Raw genomic sequence first — 15,206 nt, forward strand, 5'->3', positions numbered from 1 at the left:
AATGAAAAAAAATGCCCAGTCCGTGGAAGCCTGGCTGGAGGCGATGATCGCCGTGGCACGCTATTATCGCCTCGATTTTTCTCAGGAGAACGTGCGCGCAACTGTCAACTGGGAGCGCGACAGCAAGCGGGAAGAGTTACTTACCGACATGGCGCGGCAGTTGGGGATGGGGCTGCGGCTGGTCGAGTTCTCTGCCGACTCGCTCAACCCGTGGCGGCTGCCGCTAATCGCGGTTTTTGATAATCAACAGGTTGGGGTGATCACCCGCCGCGACAATCACGACAATATCAGCATTCAGTTCAGCGGTGACGAAGGGCTGGAAACCACGCTTAACGTCGAGGATGTTGAAGATAACATCGTCGAACTGGCGCTGCTGCGCCCGCTTAGCGCCATCCCTGATGCGCGCGTAGATGACTACATTCGCCCGTATCAGGCGAACTGGTTCTGGAATCTCTCGCTAAAAGACTGGCGGCGCTATGGCGATATTATGCTGGCCTCACTGGTGGCGAACGTGCTGGCGCTGGCGGCGATGATTTTCTCGATGCAGGTTTACGACCGCGTGGTTCCGGCGCAATCCTACCCGACGCTGTGGGTGCTGTTCGCCGGGGTGATGATGGCGATCCTGTTTGAGTTTTGTATGCGCATGGTGCGCACACATCTTTCCGATGTGATTGGTAAACGGGCGGATTTACGGATTTCGGATCGCGTTTTTGGTCATGCATTACGGCTGAAAAATAACGTGCGATCGAAATCCACCGGATCGTTTATCTCGCAGATCCGCGAACTGGAATCAGTGCGGGAGCTTATTACCTCCACCACCATCGGCGCGGTGGCGGACCTGCCGTTCTTCCTGCTGTTTGTCTTTATTCTGTGGATGATTGGCGGCTGGCTGGTGCTGGTTGTTTTGCTGGCGCTGCCGTTGCTGGTGATCCCCGGCCTGCTGGTGCAACGCCCGCTGGCGCGGCTGGCGAACGAAGGGATGCGCGAGTCGGCGGTACGCAACGCGACGCTGGTGGAAGCCGTGCAGTCGATTGAAGATATCAAACTGCTGCGCGCCGAGCAGCGTTTTCAGAATCAGTGGAATCACACCAACGATGTGGCCTCGTCCATCAGCATGAAGCAACGTTTTCTCACCGGACTGCTGCTCACCTGGACCCAGGAAGTGCAGTCCATCGTCTACGTGGTGGTGCTGTTGGTGGGCTGCTTTATGGTGATGAACGGCGACATGACCACCGGTGCGCTGGTCGGGACGACGATCCTGGCTTCGCGCACCATCGCGCCGCTGTCGCAGATTTCCGGCGTGCTCTCGCGCTGGCAGCAGGCGAAAGTGGCGCGTAACGGCCTCGATGAACTGATGAAGCGCCCGGTGGATCAACCGGAACACGGCAAACTGGTGCATAAAGCGGTGCTGCACGGTAATTATCAGTTCAGCAACGCGGTGTTTTATTACGACGAAGAAGAGAAGATTGCCGATGTGGCGATTGGCAAACTTAACATTCAGGCGGGTGAGAAAATCGCCATTCTTGGGCGCAACGGCGCGGGTAAATCGACGCTACTGCAAATGCTCGCCGGAATGCGTATCGCCCAGCAGGGACAGGTGCTGCTGGATAACATCAGCATCGGGCAGCTTGATCCGGCAGATCTGCGCCGCGACATGGGGCTGCTCAGCCAAACCGGGCGACTGTTCTTCGGTTCGCTGCGGGAAAACCTCACTATGGGGATGCCGGAAGCCAGCGATGAAGATATCGAACGCGCATTAATCCTCAGCGGGGCGCTGCCCTTTGTGCAGAAGCAGAAAAACGGCCTCAACTACATGATTCAGGAAGGGGGATTTGGTCTTTCTGGCGGTCAGCGGCAAACGCTGCTGCTGGCGCGGCTACTTATCTCTCAACCCAATATCGTCCTGCTTGACGAACCCAGCGCCTCGCTGGATGAAATGGCGGAAGCGCATTTAATCGAACAACTGAAACAGTGGATTGGTCATCGCACGCTGGTCATCGCCACTCACCGCACGGCGATGCTGCAACTGGTGGACAGGATAATCGTGATGGATCAGGGTCGCATTGTGATGGACGGCGCGAAAGAGACTATTTTGCGTGAACAGGGCGAACCCACGGCGCGACGCGTGGTGTTGCAGGAGAAGAATAAGAGGGCTGGCGCATGAACGGACAACTGCAATACAACCGTGGCCTGACTGAACCTCGCCTGCCGCGTTCGGCACTGGCAGTGCGCGTGACTGCCGTAATGTTACTCTGTTTTCTCGGCTGGGCGTGGTACTTCCAGCTTGATGAAGTGACCACCGGCAGCGGCACGGTAGAACCTTCCGGGCGTGAACAGGTGGTGCAGTCGCTGGAAGGCGGGATTTTGTATCATCTCGACGTGAAGGTTGGCGATATTGTTGAACAGGGTCAGCCGCTGGCGCAGCTTAACCGCACCAAAACGGAATCCGACGTTCAGGAAGCGATGTCGCGCCTGTACGCGGCGCTGGCAACCTCGGCGCGGCTGCGGGCAGAAGTGAGCAATAAACCGCTGGTATTCCCTGACGAACTGAATAAATTCCCCGAACTTATCGAGTCGGAAACGGCGTTATACAACACTCGCCGTGACGGGCTGAACAAAGCCACTACCGGGCTGACGCAGGGGATTAGCCTGGTCAACCGCGAACTGGCGATGACCCAGCCGCTGGTGAAACAGGGCGCGGCGAGCAGCGTTGAAGTGCTGCGTTTACAGCGCCAGGCCAATGAACTGGAAAACAAACTCAGCGACGTGCGCACGCAATATTACGTTCAGGCGCGTGAAGAGTTAGCGAAAGCCAATGCGGAAGTGGAAACCCAGCGTTCAGTGATCCGTGGGCGCGAAGACTCCCTTACCAGGCTCAACTTTACCGCGCCGGTGCGTGGCATTGTTCAGGATATTGATGTCACCACGGTTGGCGGCGTCATTGCCCCCGGTGGTAAACTGATGACCATCGTGCCGCTGGATGAGCAACTGCTGATTGAGGCAAAAATCTCTCCGCGCGATGTGGCGTTTATCCATCCGGGGCAAAAATCGCTGGTGAAAATTACCGCTTACGATTACTCCATCTATGGCGGCCTGCCGGGAGAAGTCGCGGTGATATCACCGGACACCGTGCAGGATGAAGTGCGGCGCGATGTTTATTACTATCGGGTGTACATTCGCACTTTCAGTAATCATCTGGAAAATAAAAGCAAACAGCAGTTTCCGATATTTCCCGGCATGGTGGCGACGGTCGATATCCGCACCGGCAAAAAGAGCGTGCTGGATTATCTGTTGAAACCCTTTAACAAAGCACAGGAGGCGTTGCGCGAACGATGAACATTAGCGATGTAGCAAAAATTACCGGCCTGACCAGCAAAGCCATTCGCTTCTATGAAGAGAAGGGGCTGGTGACACCGCCGATGCGCAGCGAAAACGGTTATCGCACCTACACGCAGCAGCATCTCAACGAACTGACCTTACTGCGCCAGGCGCGCCAGGTGGGCTTTAACCTGGAAGAGAGCGGCGAACTGGTGAATCTGTTTAACGACCCGCAGCGCCACAGTGCCGACGTCAAGCGGCGCACGCTGGAGAAGGTGGCAGAGATCGAGCGACATATCGAAGAACTGCAATCCATGCGCGACCAGTTACTGGCGCTGGCGAATGCCTGCCCCGGCGATGACAGCGCCGACTGTCCGATTATCGAAAATCTCTCCGGCTGCTGTCATCATCGGGCGGGGTGAAAAATCAGTTAATTCCCGTTTGCACAGAAAGAATGTGCTGCAAACTTTCTACCATAATGCGCCCAGACTGAAATAAGCCTTCCTGGATTTCATTGTTAACATTTACCGCATGAACCAGGGAGGCTAATAATACCACTTGCAAGAAAGCAAAAATAAAGGCGCCGATAATCAAAATATGTGTCAGGGATATTTTCTTTTCATCCTTCATTTTAAATAGCCTACAAACTGGCCTTCCTTCATTAATGCGACTTTTCCTGTGTGATGATAAACAATCACGTTATACAGACCCGACTGATAAACTGTGGCATCGGCATTATCTTCATCAATCGCACATAATGAATCATTGAGATAAGCAAAGTTTTTGCTACTCATTCTGAAGGTTACGCCAAAACCTTTATAAATGGATTTTTTAGCAGCCTGGGCATGTTGTGCGGCTTCTGCGTTCTTATAAGCCTGTGCCTCGGAAACACTTAAAATAGCGGTCTGCCGCTGCTGTTCGGCAAGATAACAGGTGTCATGAGATACGCCTTGCGCCTGGCAATCTGCAATGCGAGACGCGGGAGAGCTACAACCAGCCAGCATGATTAACGCCAGCAGGGAAATCGATTTAATGGTGCTATTCATCATTGTTAACCTTAAAATGTAGTAAAGAGTAAAAACAGGCAAACGTCCTTGCTCTAATTTATTTAATGGTTTTTATTGATATTTATAAAGTATCCAGAGAAATATTAGAACGAATATCCCACACCGACACCCGCACCGAAATCAGATTGCGTATCCGCAGAAACTCCAGCTTTAATTACTGTGTGGATCCCGGCATTAAAAGACGTGCCGACAGATACCGCTGATTCACCATTAAACGTTCCTGCGCCCGCAGACACCATCATTAAATCACCGGTTTCCACCTGCGGCTGTGAGGCAATGGCAATAGCTGACGCGATCCCCGCATTGGCATCTTTACGGTTGTCTTCAACTTCGTTTTTCAGTGAGCTGAAATGGTTATTGAGCGTATTAATTTGTTGGCTGTTATCCGCTACTCGTTTTTGAGTGGTTGATAACTGCTGATGTGTATCGGTGGAATCCTGCACCAGGTTTTGAATTTGTTCACCGTAATGAACGTTATCTATCTGTTGTTGTGCCGCCAGCTTACTTACCGCAGTGTTGGTTTTTGTTATATCGCCATGAATTTCTTCCAGTTCTTTTGTGTGGTTCTCGGTAGCAACACTTTGAGATACCGTCGTCATGGTAGAAGAAAGAGCGTCAATTTTTTTCCCTTGTTCCGCAGAAGCGCGCGTGCTGGCTTCATTTTCCGCAGCCAGTTTAGCGTTGACCATTCCCTGATAACGGGCGGCGGTCTGAACATCACCGGTAGCTGCGACCGTTTTTTGTGTGGCTTCGATTTGCTTTTGCTGTTCGGTAATCTGCGTTTGTTGAGCTTCGGCTTGTTGCTGCTGTGCGTTATCCGCAGCGTCCTGACGGGCGTTTACCATGCTTTGATAACGGGCGGCGGTCTGAACATCACCGGTAGCTGCAACTGTTTTTTGCGTATCGTTAATTTGGTCTTGTTGAGCTCTAAGAATGTTCTTCTGTTCGATAATATCGTCAGTATTTTTATGAATAGCCGCTTTGCTGGCGTCAATCTCGGTTTGCGCTGACGTAATGGCCTGGTGCGCTTCATTGGCAGTCGACACTGCTGTGTTAGCGGTGGTTTGCGCATTCTGGATGGCTGTATCCTGTGCCGCATCGCGGTCTGCCTGGGTCTGTTCCGTCGCCGCCGCCTCAATCGTATCACCCGCAAATGCGGATGGACTTACAGCAGTAGCAATAACGACGGCCAGTAAAGACATCTTTACAGTTTTCATTCATTTTTTCTCAATCAAAGTAAGTCGCACTTGTGTTTCTTATAGCAACATTAATTGTTGTTATAAGAAATGTTATGCGTTTCGTATTTATCGAAATCTACGCTGGCATTTGTGTGATGTAAAGCGTGTTTTTTACGATGTAAGCGTAAACACCACTTAATAGAAACTAAAAAAGTTTCCATTAGAAATAAAATGGAAAATCATTTTGTGCCATTTCCCTGTAAGAAATCGTAAAGACTTGTTTTGATAAGCGAAATAAATGCTGTTTCTGGACTAAACGTGAAGCGGTTCCTGATGTGTGCTAGAATGCGTTTCTTTGATAAATCTCAATTTTTAAGAGGTTTGCGCCAGGCAGGAAAATTAAATGAATGAATTTGAGAAGATTTTTAATGAAATGAATCTGGACAGGGCGCTACTCCCTATCCTTTTTCGTTCGAATCGCTCCACGGTGTGGAAGTATTTAAGCGGCGATAGTACGGCTCCTGCCTCTGCCATGTCGCTGATCATGCTGTTGCAGTTGATCCAGAAGAGAAACCCCGATTTGTTAGCCGAATGGTTAACGCTTTCTGATTTCACTATTCCGCCAGAAGTGTACCTGGATCAGCCCGATTACTGGAAAGGGTGGGTGTATACCCAACATAAGGTCAATAAAAACGTCCTGGAATATTTAAAAAAACATTATCCGGATGAAGACCAGAAAGGTATGAATAAAGGCCGGGAAGAGTAAATTACCAATGCCAGATTACATGGTGGATTCGGGCACAGACTTGTTGGCATGATAAAACGCGTCAGTATCGTATCAGGCATTCGTGCATAATTGCCGGATGCGGCGAGAACGCCTTATCCGGCCTACAATCAGGCACAGACTTCCAGGCATGATAAGACGCGTCAGCGTCGCATCAGGCGATGACCGCACGGATGACCAGCGTTATCCCTTCAATCGCAATCACCTCAACATGCGTACCTGCGCCGAGATCTTCGCTGGCGCTGACCGGCCATGAACTGTCGCCGACGCGCATATGACCGCGTCCGTTGACTAACGGTGATTCCAGCACAAATCGTCTGCCAATCAACTGCTGGCCACGCTGGTTTAAATGGCTGTCGCTGTGCTTTTGTTCGCGTACCCGGCGCGACAACCATTTCCACCATAGCCAGGCAGCGAGCAGCGTCAGGACAGCAAACATCACCCCTTGCCATTCCCACCCCAGCGGCAGCAGCCAGACCACCAGGCCAGTAATCACTGCCGCGACACCGCTCCACAACAGATAACCGTTTCCGCCCAGCATCTCGGCAGCCAGCAATAAACCGCCGAGACTCAGCCAGAAAATATGCGGGTGTACTACCAGCAGCTCGATCATGATTTATTTCGCTCGTTGGCGCTGTCTTTCACCAGTTCGGCAATCCCGGCAATCGACCCCATCAGGCTGCTGGCGTCTAATGGCATCATCACCACTTTGCTGTTACTGGACGAACCGATCTGTTGCAACGCTTCGGTGTATTTCTGCGCCACGAAATAGTTCACCGCCTGAATATCACCGGAGGCGATGGCTTCAGACACCATTTGGGTCGCGCGAGCTTCCGCTTCGGCGGAACGTTCACGCGCTTCAGCCTGTAAAAACGCCGATTGACGTTCGCCTTCCGCTTTCAGGATTTGCGACTGTTTTTCACCTTCGGCTTTGAGGATTTCCGCCTGACGGATCCCTTCCGCCTCAAGGATGTAAGCGCGTTTGGTACGTTCCGCTTTCATCTGCGCGTTCATCGAAGAGATAAGCTCTGCCGGCGGGCGCACGTCGCGAATTTCAATACGGGTGACTTTAATCCCCCACGGGTTGGTGGCTTCATCGACAATATGCAGCAGGCGCGAGTTAATGCTGTCGCGCTGGGAGAGCATTTCGTCCAGTTCCATTGAGCCAAGCACGGTACGGATGTTGGTCATGGTCAGGTTGATGATTGCCAGCTCCAGATTGCTGACTTCATAAGCGGCGCGCGGGGCATCAATCACCTGAATAAAACAGACTGCGTCGATGGTCACGTTGGCGTTATCTTTCGAGATAACTTCCTGGGAAGGGATATCGAGCACTTGCTCCATCATATTGATCTTGCGACCAATGCGATCCATAAACGGCACCACCAGACTTAGCCCCGGTTGTAGCGTTTTGGTATAGCGACCAAAACGTTCTACCGTCCACTGATAGCCCTGCGGCACGATTTTGACGCCTGCGCCGACAATCACCAGCGCGACAAAAATGAGAATCGGGATAAAGATAAGCATCGGAAAAACCTCCTGTTGTACCGTCCATAATGAGCAAAGTTGCTGCTTGATTAAACAAATTATACCTGATTACTGAAAGGGAGTTCCCCCTTATTCTTGTGGAGGATAAACTGTTTTTATTAAAAATGAGATAAAGGGAACAGCGATGCAGGAAAATAGTCCTTTGCTTCAGCTACAAAACGTAGGATATCTGGCGGGTGATGCGAAGATTCTTAATAACATCAGTTTTTCGCTGCGTGCTGGCGAATTTAAGTTAATTACCGGTCCTTCCGGTTGTGGCAAAAGTACGCTGCTGAAAATTGTTGCTTCATTAATCAGCCCAACCAGCGGAGCATTACTGTTTGAAGGTGAGGATGTCAGCACACTGAAGCCAGAAATCTACCGCCAGCAAGTCTCTTACTGCGCCCAGACGCCGACGCTGTTTGGTGATACGGTCTACGATAACCTGATTTTTCCCTGGCAGATCCGTAACCAGCAGCCTGACCCAGCCATTTTTCTCGATTTTCTCGAACGCTTCGCTTTGCCGGACAGCATTTTGACGAAGAATATTGCCGAGCTATCTGGTGGTGAAAAACAACGCATCTCATTGATTCGTAACCTGCAATTTATGCCGAAGGTTTTATTGCTGGATGAAATAACCAGTGCACTGGATGAAAGTAATAAACATAACGTTAATGAGATGATCCACCGTTATGTGCGCGAGCAAAATATTGCCGTGCTGTGGGTGACACACGATAAAGACGAAATTAATCATGCGGATAAAGTGATTACACTGCAACCGCATGCCGGAGAAATGCAGGAAGCACGCTATGAACTCGCATAATATTACTAACGAATCATTAGCACTGGCATTAATGCTGGTGGTGGTGGCAATCTTAATTAGCCATAAAGAAAAACTGGCGCTGGAGAAAGATATTCTCTGGAGCGTCGGGCGAGCGATAATTCAGCTGATTATTGTCGGCTATGTGCTGAAGTATATTTTCAGCGTGGATGATGCCAGCCTGACATTATTGATGGTGTTATTTATCTGCTTTAATGCGGCGTGGAACGCGCAAAAACGCAGTAAATATATTGCTAAAGCTTTTATCTCATCGTTTATTGCCATTACGGTCGGGGCGGGAATTACCCTGGCGGTGCTGATTCTCTCAGGGTCGATTGAATTTATCCCGATGCAGGTGATCCCTATCGCCGGGATGATAGCCGGTAACGCCATGGTAGCGGTGGGGTTGTGTTACAACAATTTAGGGCAACGGGTCATTAGCGAACAGCAACAGATTCAGGAGAAACTGAGTCTTGGCGCGACGCCGAAACAGGCTTCAGCGATATTGATTCGCGACAGTATTCGCGCTGCTTTAATTCCGACGGTCGATTCAGCAAAAACGGTTGGCTTAGTGAGTTTACCAGGAATGATGTCCGGGCTGATATTTGCCGGGATTGATCCGGTGAAGGCGATTAAATATCAGATTATGGTGACCTTTATGCTGCTCTCAACCGCCAGCTTGTCGACCATTATTGCCTGCTATTTAACCTATCGTAAGTTTTACAATTCGCGCCACCAGTTGGTGGTGACGCAATTGAAGAAGAAATGATGCGATGCCGGATGCGCAGCATCGCATCCGGCGTTGTGGTTCATGTGCCGATCAACGGAATATCAATACAACAATGCATACAGCTGGCGGCGATACTTCGACGCCAGCGCATCACCCGTACCCAGCGCAGCGAGGATCTCCTGGAACGTTTTACGCGTTTGACCGTCTGCGGCGGTGAGATCTTTACGCAGATGCCCGAACAGTAACTCCAGCGCCTCTTCATTGCGCCCAACCTGGTGCAGTTGCAGAGCCAGTTGCGTCGCCAGTGCGGCATCTTCTGGATTCTCCGCCACCTGCTGTTGCAACTGTTGAATTTCCGGCGTATCAGCCGCCTGCTTCAGCAGTTCGATTTGCGCCACCAGCCCCTGGTAGCGGGTGTCCTGATCCTGCAACGGAATGGTTTTCAGCACCGCTTCTGCATCTTCAGAACGGTTCAGCGCAATCAGCGTTTCTGCCAGCAGCAGGCCGATCTCCCCGTTCTGATTCGACAACTGCCAGGCGTCTTTCAGCAATGGCAGGGCGTCGGTGTAATTGCCTTCCTGCATCAGCTGCATCGCCTGCTGCGCTTTCAGCTCTTCTTCGCGCGGCAGCACTTTATCCAGCAGAGCGCGGATCGCCTCTTCCGGTTGCGGCCCCTGGAAGCCGTCTACCGGTTGCCCGTTCTGGAACAGATAAACGGTCGGAATCGCGCGCAAACCAAACTGAGAAGCAATCATCTGCTCAGCGTCACAGTCCAGCTTCGCCAGAATAAATTGCCCGTTGTACTGCGCCGCGAGGCTTTCCAGGATCGGAGTTAACTGCAAACAGTGCTGGCTACGTTCAGACCAAAAATAGAACAGCACCGGTGTGGTCATCGACTGTTCAAGAACCTGTTGCAGGTTAGATTCGTTAATGTTGACAATATTTTCTACGGACATGGAGTCGCTCTCTGTTGTCGATATTTTCTTTGACATGGGGGCTTAAGCGCGCGCTTCAACTCACCCCTGCAATATTTTGTCCATCATGCGCCCCGGCAGCAGGCGCTTAAGCACCATTACTGCCCAGGTCACCAGCGTTACCGGATAGCGCATCTTCGGCTTCTCGCTAATAAAAGCGTGGCGCACTTTGGCGACCACCGCTTCCGGCCCCAACGTAAAGCGGGCAGCAATGCCAGGGTTTTCGACCGGTTTATCACTTTGCGTCTGGTTGACGTTGTCGGTAAAGCGAGTACGAATGGGCCCCGGCTCAATCAGGCTGACTTTAATTCCGCTGTGGCGCAGCTCCATGCGCAGCGCGTCTGACCACGCCTCCAGCGCATATTTACTGGCCGCGTAAGCGCCGCGACCCGGTGTGGAGATTAATCCCATCACCGATGAGGTCATCACAATACGCCCTTCACCGTGCGGCAACATAGCGGGTAACAGGCGCATGGTGAGCTGGTGTGCGCCGAAAAAGTTGGCGGAAAACTGCTGTTCCATCTGCGCACGGCTGATGGTGGAAAGGGGGCCATACATGCCGAATCCGGCATTGTTAAAGATCCCATACAGACAATTATCGGTCAGGGCGATCACTTCGTCGGCTGCGCGATCAACACTTTCTGGCGAATCCAGATCGATCAACACGCCGGTGAATCCCATGCTGTTCATACGCTCAACATCATCCGGTTTCCGGCAACCTGCCAGCACATGAAAACCCTGGCGTTTTAATTCGAGCGCGCTTTCCAGACCAATTCCACTGGAACATCCGGTAATTAAGACCGATTTTTGCATAACTTTACCTGTCAGGATCTCCGTTGCTTTATGAGTCATGATTTACTAAAGGCTGCAACTGCTTCGCCATCCAGTCGGCAATAAACGGCTGGGCGTCGCGGTTGGGATGAATACCGTCATCCTGCATCCATTGTGGCTTGAGGTAGACCTCTTCCATAAAAAAAGGCAGCAGCGGAACATCAAACTCTTTCGCGAGTTTGGGGTAAATGGCGCTAAAGGCTTCATTATAACGGCGACCATAGTTTGCAGGCAGACGTATTTGCATTAACAATGGTTCAGCGTTGGCGGCTTTGACATCCTGCAAAATCTGGCGCAGCGTCTGCTCCGTTTGCTGCGGCTGAAAACCACGCAAACCGTCATTGCCGCCCAGTTCAACCAGCACCCAGCGCGGCTGATGCTGCTTCAGCAGAGCCGGAAGGCGCGCCAGCCCTTGTTGCGAGGTGTCGCCGCTGATGCTGGCATTGACTACCGACGTTTTACTCTGCCACTTATCATTCAACAAGGCAGGCCAGGCCGCGCTGGCAGACATTCGATACCCGGCGCTCAGGCTATCACCCAGAATCAATAACGTGTCCGCTGCGGCGGCACGGAAGGTTAACAGAACCAGGAACAGGAAGGGCAAATGCCAGCGGAAAACATTGTTGAAGTTCATCATCTTAAGAAGTCCGTCGGTCAGGGGGAGCATGAACTCTCCATCCTCACCGGAGTTGAGCTGGTTGTCAAACGTGGCGAGACCATCGCACTGGTGGGCGAGTCGGGATCGGGTAAGTCAACCTTGCTGGCGATCCTCGCCGGGCTGGATGACGGCAGCAGTGGCGAAGTGAATCTGGTGGGACAACCGCTACATAATATGGACGAAGAAGCGCGGGCAAAGTTACGCGCGAAGCACGTCGGTTTTGTTTTTCAGTCATTTATGTTAATCCCTACTCTTAATGCGCTGGAAAACGTCGAGCTTCCGGCGCTGCTGCGCGGTGAGACTAGCGCGGAAAGTCGTAACGGAGCGAAAGCGTTGCTCGAACAGTTAGGGCTGGGCAAACGTCTTGATCATCTTCCGGCACAGCTTTCCGGTGGTGAACAGCAACGGGTGGCGCTGGCGCGAGCCTTTAACGGTCGGCCTGATGTACTGTTTGCCGATGAACCCACCGGCAACCTTGATCGCCAGACGGGAGATAAAATTGCCGACCTGCTGTTTTCCCTCAACCGTGAACATGGCACCACGTTGATTATGGTGACCCACGACCTGCAACTGGCGGCACGCTGCGACCGCTGCTTACGGCTGGTTAACGGGCAGTTGCAGGAGGAAGCATGATTGCACGTTGGTTCTGGCGCGAATGGCGCTCGCCGTCGCTATTAATTGTCTGGCTGGCTCTAAGCCTGGCGGTGGCCTGCGTGCTGGCGCTGGGCAATATCAGCGATCGCATGGAGAAAGGTTTAAGCCAGCAAAGCCGTGAGTTTATGGCGGGCGATCGGGCGTTGCGCAGTTCGCGCGAAGTGCCGCAAGCGTGGCTGGAGGAAGCGCAAAAGCGCGGCCTGAAAGTCGGCAAGCAGCTGACTTTCGCCACCATGACATTTGCAGGCGATACACCGCAGCTGGCGAACGTCAAAGCGGTGGATGATATCTACCCGATGTATGGCGATCTGCAAACTAATCCCCCTGGCCTGAAACCGCAGGCGGGCAGCGTATTGCTGGCCCCACGCCTGATGGCACTGCTTAACCTGAAAACGGGCGACGCCATTGACGTGGGCGATGCCACCTTGCGGATTGCCGGAGAAGTGATTCAGGAACCGGATTCTGGTTTTAACCCCTTCCAGATGGCTCCGCGTCTGATGATGAATCTGGCGGATGTCGATAAAACCGGAGCCGTGCAGCCGGGGAGTCGGGTCACCTGGCGCTATAAATTCGGCGGCAGCGAGAACCAGCTCGACAGCTATGAGAAATGGTTGTTACCTCAGCTTAAACCCGAACAACGCTGGTACGGTCTGGAACAGGACGAAGGCGCGCTGGGGCGATCGATGGAACGCTCGCAACAGTTCCTGCTGCTTTCGGCGCTTCTGACCTTGCTGCTGGCAGTGGCAGCAGTGGCGGTAGCGATGAATCATTACTGTCGCAGTCGCTACGATCTGGTGGCGATCCTCAAAACGCTGGGGGCAGGGCGAGCGCAACTGCGTAAGCTAATCGTCGGTCAGTGGTTGATGGTGCTGACGCTTTCAGCCGTTACCGGTGGGGCGATAGGCCTGTTGTTCGAAAACGTGTTGATGGTGCTGCTCAAGCCCGTTCTGCCTGCTGCACTACCGCCAGCCAGCCTCTGGCCATGGCTATGGGCGCTGGGCACCATGACGGTCATCTCGCTGCTGGTGGGGCTACGACCATACCGCTTGTTGCTGGCAACGCAGCCTTTACGCGTATTACGTAATGATGTGGTAGCGAACGTCTGGCCGCTGAAGTTTTATCTGCCGATTGTCAGTGTGGTGGTTGTGCTGCTGCTCGCCGGATTAATGGGTGGCAGTATGCTGCTCTGGGCGGTGCTGGCGGGCGCGGTAGTGCTGGCTTTGCTGTGCGGTGTGCTGGGCTGGATGCTGCTTAATGTACTTCGCCGCATGACGCTGAAATCGCTACCTCTGCGCCTGGCGGTTAGCCGCCTGTTACGTCAGCCGTGGTCAACGTTAAGCCAGCTTTCGGCATTTTCGCTCTCCTTTATGCTGCTGGCACTACTGTTGGTGATGCGTGGCGATCTGCTCGACCGCTGGCAGCAGCAGCTACCGCCAGAAAGCCCGAACTACTTTTTAATCAACATCGCCACAGAACAGGTAGAACCGCTAAAAGCGTTCCTCGCGGAACATCAGATAGTCCCGGAATCGTTTTATCCGGTGGTGCGGGCGAGACTGACGGCGATTAACGGCAAGCCGACAGAAGGCAATGAAGATGAGGCGCTCAATCGCGAACTCAATCTTACTTGGCAAAATACGCGGCCCGATCATAATCCGATTGTCGCCGGTAACTGGCCGCCAAAAGCCGATGAAGTGTCGATGGAAGAGGGGCTGGCGAAACGCTTAAACGTTGCCCTCGGTGATACCGTGACTTTTATGGGCGATACCCAGGAGTTCCGCGCTAAAGTGACCAGCCTGCGCAAAGTGGACTGGGAAAGTCTGCGGCCTAATTTCTATTTTATTTTCCCGGAAGGGGCATTAGACGGGCAGCCGCAGAGCTGGCTAACCAGTTTCCGCTGGGAGAACGGCAACGGCATGTTGACGCAACTCAACCGCAAGTTCCCGACCATTAGCCTGTTAGACATTGGCGCGATTTTAAAACAGGTCGGTCAGGTGCTGGAGCAGGTAAGTCGGGCGCTGGAGGTGATGGTGGTGCTGGTCACCGCCTGCGGTATGTTGCTGTTGCTGGCACAGGTGCAGGTGGGAATGCGTCAGCGTCATCAGGAGCTGGTGGTGTGGCGCACACTCGGTGCGGGGAAAAAACTGCTGCGTACCACGTTGTGGTGTGAGTTCGCCATGCTTGGGTTTGTTTCCGGCCTGGTGGCCGCAATTGGTGCGGAAACGGCGCTGGCAGTGTTGCAGGCGAAAGTGTTTGATTTCCCGTGGGAGCCAGACTGGCGATTGTGGATTGTGCTGCCGTGCAGCGGTGCACTGCTGCTGTCGCTTTTCGGCGGCTGGCTGGGTGCGCGACTGGTTAAGGGTAAGGCGCTGTTCAGGCAGTTTGCGGGGTGATGAGAGTAAATAAGGGGCGTTCTGGTTGAATGGAACGCCTTGTTTAAATTAATTCTACAATATGTTTCATTGATGATGTTATTGAATTTGTGATTTCCTGTCTTTCTATTCTTGATATTAATTTGAATCTGTGGGGGTTGGTAATTTAAATATGGCTCTGTAAAAATAATGTAGACTAATAAAATCATAAGTTGTATGTGTTGTATTAATATTATCCATGTGGTGAATTTGTTGAATGTGGATTCATCTACGCAAAAAATATTAATTTAATAAAA

Annotated in this window: 16 protein-coding genes; 8 read left to right on the forward strand and 8 right to left on the reverse strand. The window is 52.4% G+C overall.

What is annotated here, in order from left to right; all coding sequences use genetic code 11:
* Position 1: 1 nt before the first annotated feature.
* The 3 genes from WES_RS15335 to cueR are packed head-to-tail and all read left to right on the forward strand — an operon-like array spanning position 2 to position 3,740.
* Complete coding sequence (locus WES_RS15335) at positions 2 to 2,164, forward strand: type I secretion system permease/ATPase (protein WP_016235158.1); 2,163 nt, start codon at positions 2 to 4, stop codon at positions 2,162 to 2,164.
* Positions 2,161 to 3,336 carry an HlyD family type I secretion periplasmic adaptor subunit gene (locus tag WES_RS15330; protein WP_001014327.1) on the forward strand — a complete coding sequence of 392 codons (1,176 nt, stop codon included), beginning with the start codon at positions 2,161 to 2,163 and terminating at the stop codon, positions 3,334 to 3,336. The genes WES_RS15335 and WES_RS15330 overlap by 4 nt, the downstream gene beginning before the upstream one ends.
* On the forward strand, positions 3,333 to 3,740 hold the full coding sequence (cueR, locus tag WES_RS15325) for a Cu(I)-responsive transcriptional regulator (protein ID WP_001026747.1): 408 nt from the start codon (positions 3,333 to 3,335) through the stop codon (positions 3,738 to 3,740). Before WES_RS15330 ends, cueR begins: the two co-directional genes overlap by 4 nt.
* 4 nt (positions 3,741 to 3,744) lie before the next feature.
* Here cueR and WES_RS15320 read toward each other — a convergent pair whose 3' ends face one another.
* From WES_RS15320 to WES_RS15310, 3 genes are all read right to left on the reverse strand, one after another.
* Positions 3,745 to 3,948 carry a hypothetical protein gene (locus tag WES_RS15320; RefSeq protein ID WP_000650965.1) on the reverse strand — a complete coding sequence of 68 codons (204 nt, stop codon included), beginning with the start codon at positions 3,946 to 3,948 and terminating at the stop codon, positions 3,745 to 3,747.
* On the reverse strand, positions 3,945 to 4,367 hold the full coding sequence (locus tag WES_RS15315) for a hypothetical protein (RefSeq protein ID WP_016159171.1): 423 nt from the start codon (positions 4,365 to 4,367) through the stop codon (positions 3,945 to 3,947). The genes WES_RS15320 and WES_RS15315 overlap by 4 nt, the downstream gene beginning before the upstream one ends.
* 101 nt (positions 4,368 to 4,468) lie before the next feature.
* Positions 4,469 to 5,602 (reverse strand): YadA-like family protein, encoded by a 1,134-nt coding sequence (locus tag WES_RS15310; RefSeq protein WP_016235159.1) that lies wholly within the window; start codon positions 5,600 to 5,602, stop codon positions 4,469 to 4,471.
* 364 nt (positions 5,603 to 5,966) lie between these two features.
* Here WES_RS15310 and WES_RS15305 point away from each other — a divergent pair, with 364 nt between their 5' ends.
* Entirely contained in the window at positions 5,967 to 6,329 is a 363-nt protein-coding gene (locus tag WES_RS15305; protein WP_001001642.1) for a hypothetical protein, read from the forward strand.
* 172 nt (positions 6,330 to 6,501) lie between these two features.
* On the opposite strand, the gene WES_RS15300 is transcribed toward WES_RS15305, so the two are convergent.
* Together WES_RS15300 and WES_RS15295 are read right to left on the reverse strand one after the other, a co-directional pair.
* Positions 6,502 to 6,960 (reverse strand): NfeD family protein, encoded by a 459-nt coding sequence (locus WES_RS15300; RefSeq protein ID WP_000571574.1) that lies wholly within the window; start codon positions 6,958 to 6,960, stop codon positions 6,502 to 6,504.
* Complete coding sequence (locus WES_RS15295) at positions 6,957 to 7,874, reverse strand: SPFH domain-containing protein (RefSeq protein WP_000904498.1); 918 nt, start codon at positions 7,872 to 7,874, stop codon at positions 6,957 to 6,959. The genes WES_RS15300 and WES_RS15295 overlap by 4 nt, the downstream gene beginning before the upstream one ends.
* A 145-nt stretch (positions 7,875 to 8,019) precedes the next feature.
* Between WES_RS15295 and fetA the strand changes: the two genes are divergently transcribed.
* Both fetA and fetB read left to right on the forward strand, forming a co-directional pair.
* On the forward strand, positions 8,020 to 8,697 hold the full coding sequence (gene fetA / locus WES_RS15290) for an iron efflux ABC transporter ATP-binding subunit FetA (protein WP_001157543.1): 678 nt from the start codon (positions 8,020 to 8,022) through the stop codon (positions 8,695 to 8,697).
* Entirely contained in the window at positions 8,684 to 9,463 is a 780-nt protein-coding gene (gene fetB / locus WES_RS15285) for an iron efflux ABC transporter permease subunit FetB (RefSeq protein ID WP_001295323.1), read from the forward strand. Before fetA ends, fetB begins: the two co-directional genes overlap by 14 nt.
* A gap of 62 nt (positions 9,464 to 9,525) precedes the next feature.
* Here the strand turns inward: fetB and cnoX are convergent, their stop codons facing one another.
* The 3 genes from cnoX to tesA are packed head-to-tail and all read right to left on the reverse strand — an operon-like array spanning position 9,526 to position 11,863.
* Positions 9,526 to 10,380 carry a chaperedoxin gene (gene cnoX, locus WES_RS15280; protein ID WP_016159169.1) on the reverse strand — a complete coding sequence of 285 codons (855 nt, stop codon included), beginning with the start codon at positions 10,378 to 10,380 and terminating at the stop codon, positions 9,526 to 9,528.
* 60 nt (positions 10,381 to 10,440) lie between these two features.
* The gene (gene ybbO / locus WES_RS15275) at positions 10,441 to 11,250 is read right to left on the reverse strand and encodes an NADP(+)-dependent aldehyde reductase (protein ID WP_000148957.1); all 810 of its coding nucleotides are present in this window, start codon (positions 11,248 to 11,250) and stop codon (positions 10,441 to 10,443) included.
* The gene (gene tesA / locus WES_RS15270) at positions 11,240 to 11,863 is read right to left on the reverse strand and encodes a multifunctional acyl-CoA thioesterase I/protease I/lysophospholipase L1 (protein ID WP_001295836.1); all 624 of its coding nucleotides are present in this window, start codon (positions 11,861 to 11,863) and stop codon (positions 11,240 to 11,242) included. Before tesA ends, ybbO begins: the two co-directional genes overlap by 11 nt.
* Between tesA and ybbA the strand changes: the two genes are divergently transcribed.
* On the forward strand, positions 11,834 to 12,520 hold the full coding sequence (gene ybbA, locus WES_RS15265) for a putative ABC transporter ATP-binding protein YbbA (protein WP_016159167.1): 687 nt from the start codon (positions 11,834 to 11,836) through the stop codon (positions 12,518 to 12,520). The two genes, tesA and ybbA, sit on opposite strands and share 30 nt — an antisense overlap.
* On the forward strand, positions 12,517 to 14,931 hold the full coding sequence (gene ybbP, locus WES_RS15260) for a putative ABC transporter permease subunit YbbP (RefSeq protein WP_016159166.1): 2,415 nt from the start codon (positions 12,517 to 12,519) through the stop codon (positions 14,929 to 14,931). The genes ybbA and ybbP overlap by 4 nt, the downstream gene beginning before the upstream one ends.
* Positions 14,932 to 15,206 lie beyond the last annotated feature (275 nt).

It is taken from the genome of Escherichia sp. KTE31, from assembly GCF_000407925.1.
Taxonomy (GTDB): domain Bacteria; phylum Pseudomonadota; class Gammaproteobacteria; order Enterobacterales; family Enterobacteriaceae; genus Escherichia; species Escherichia ruysiae.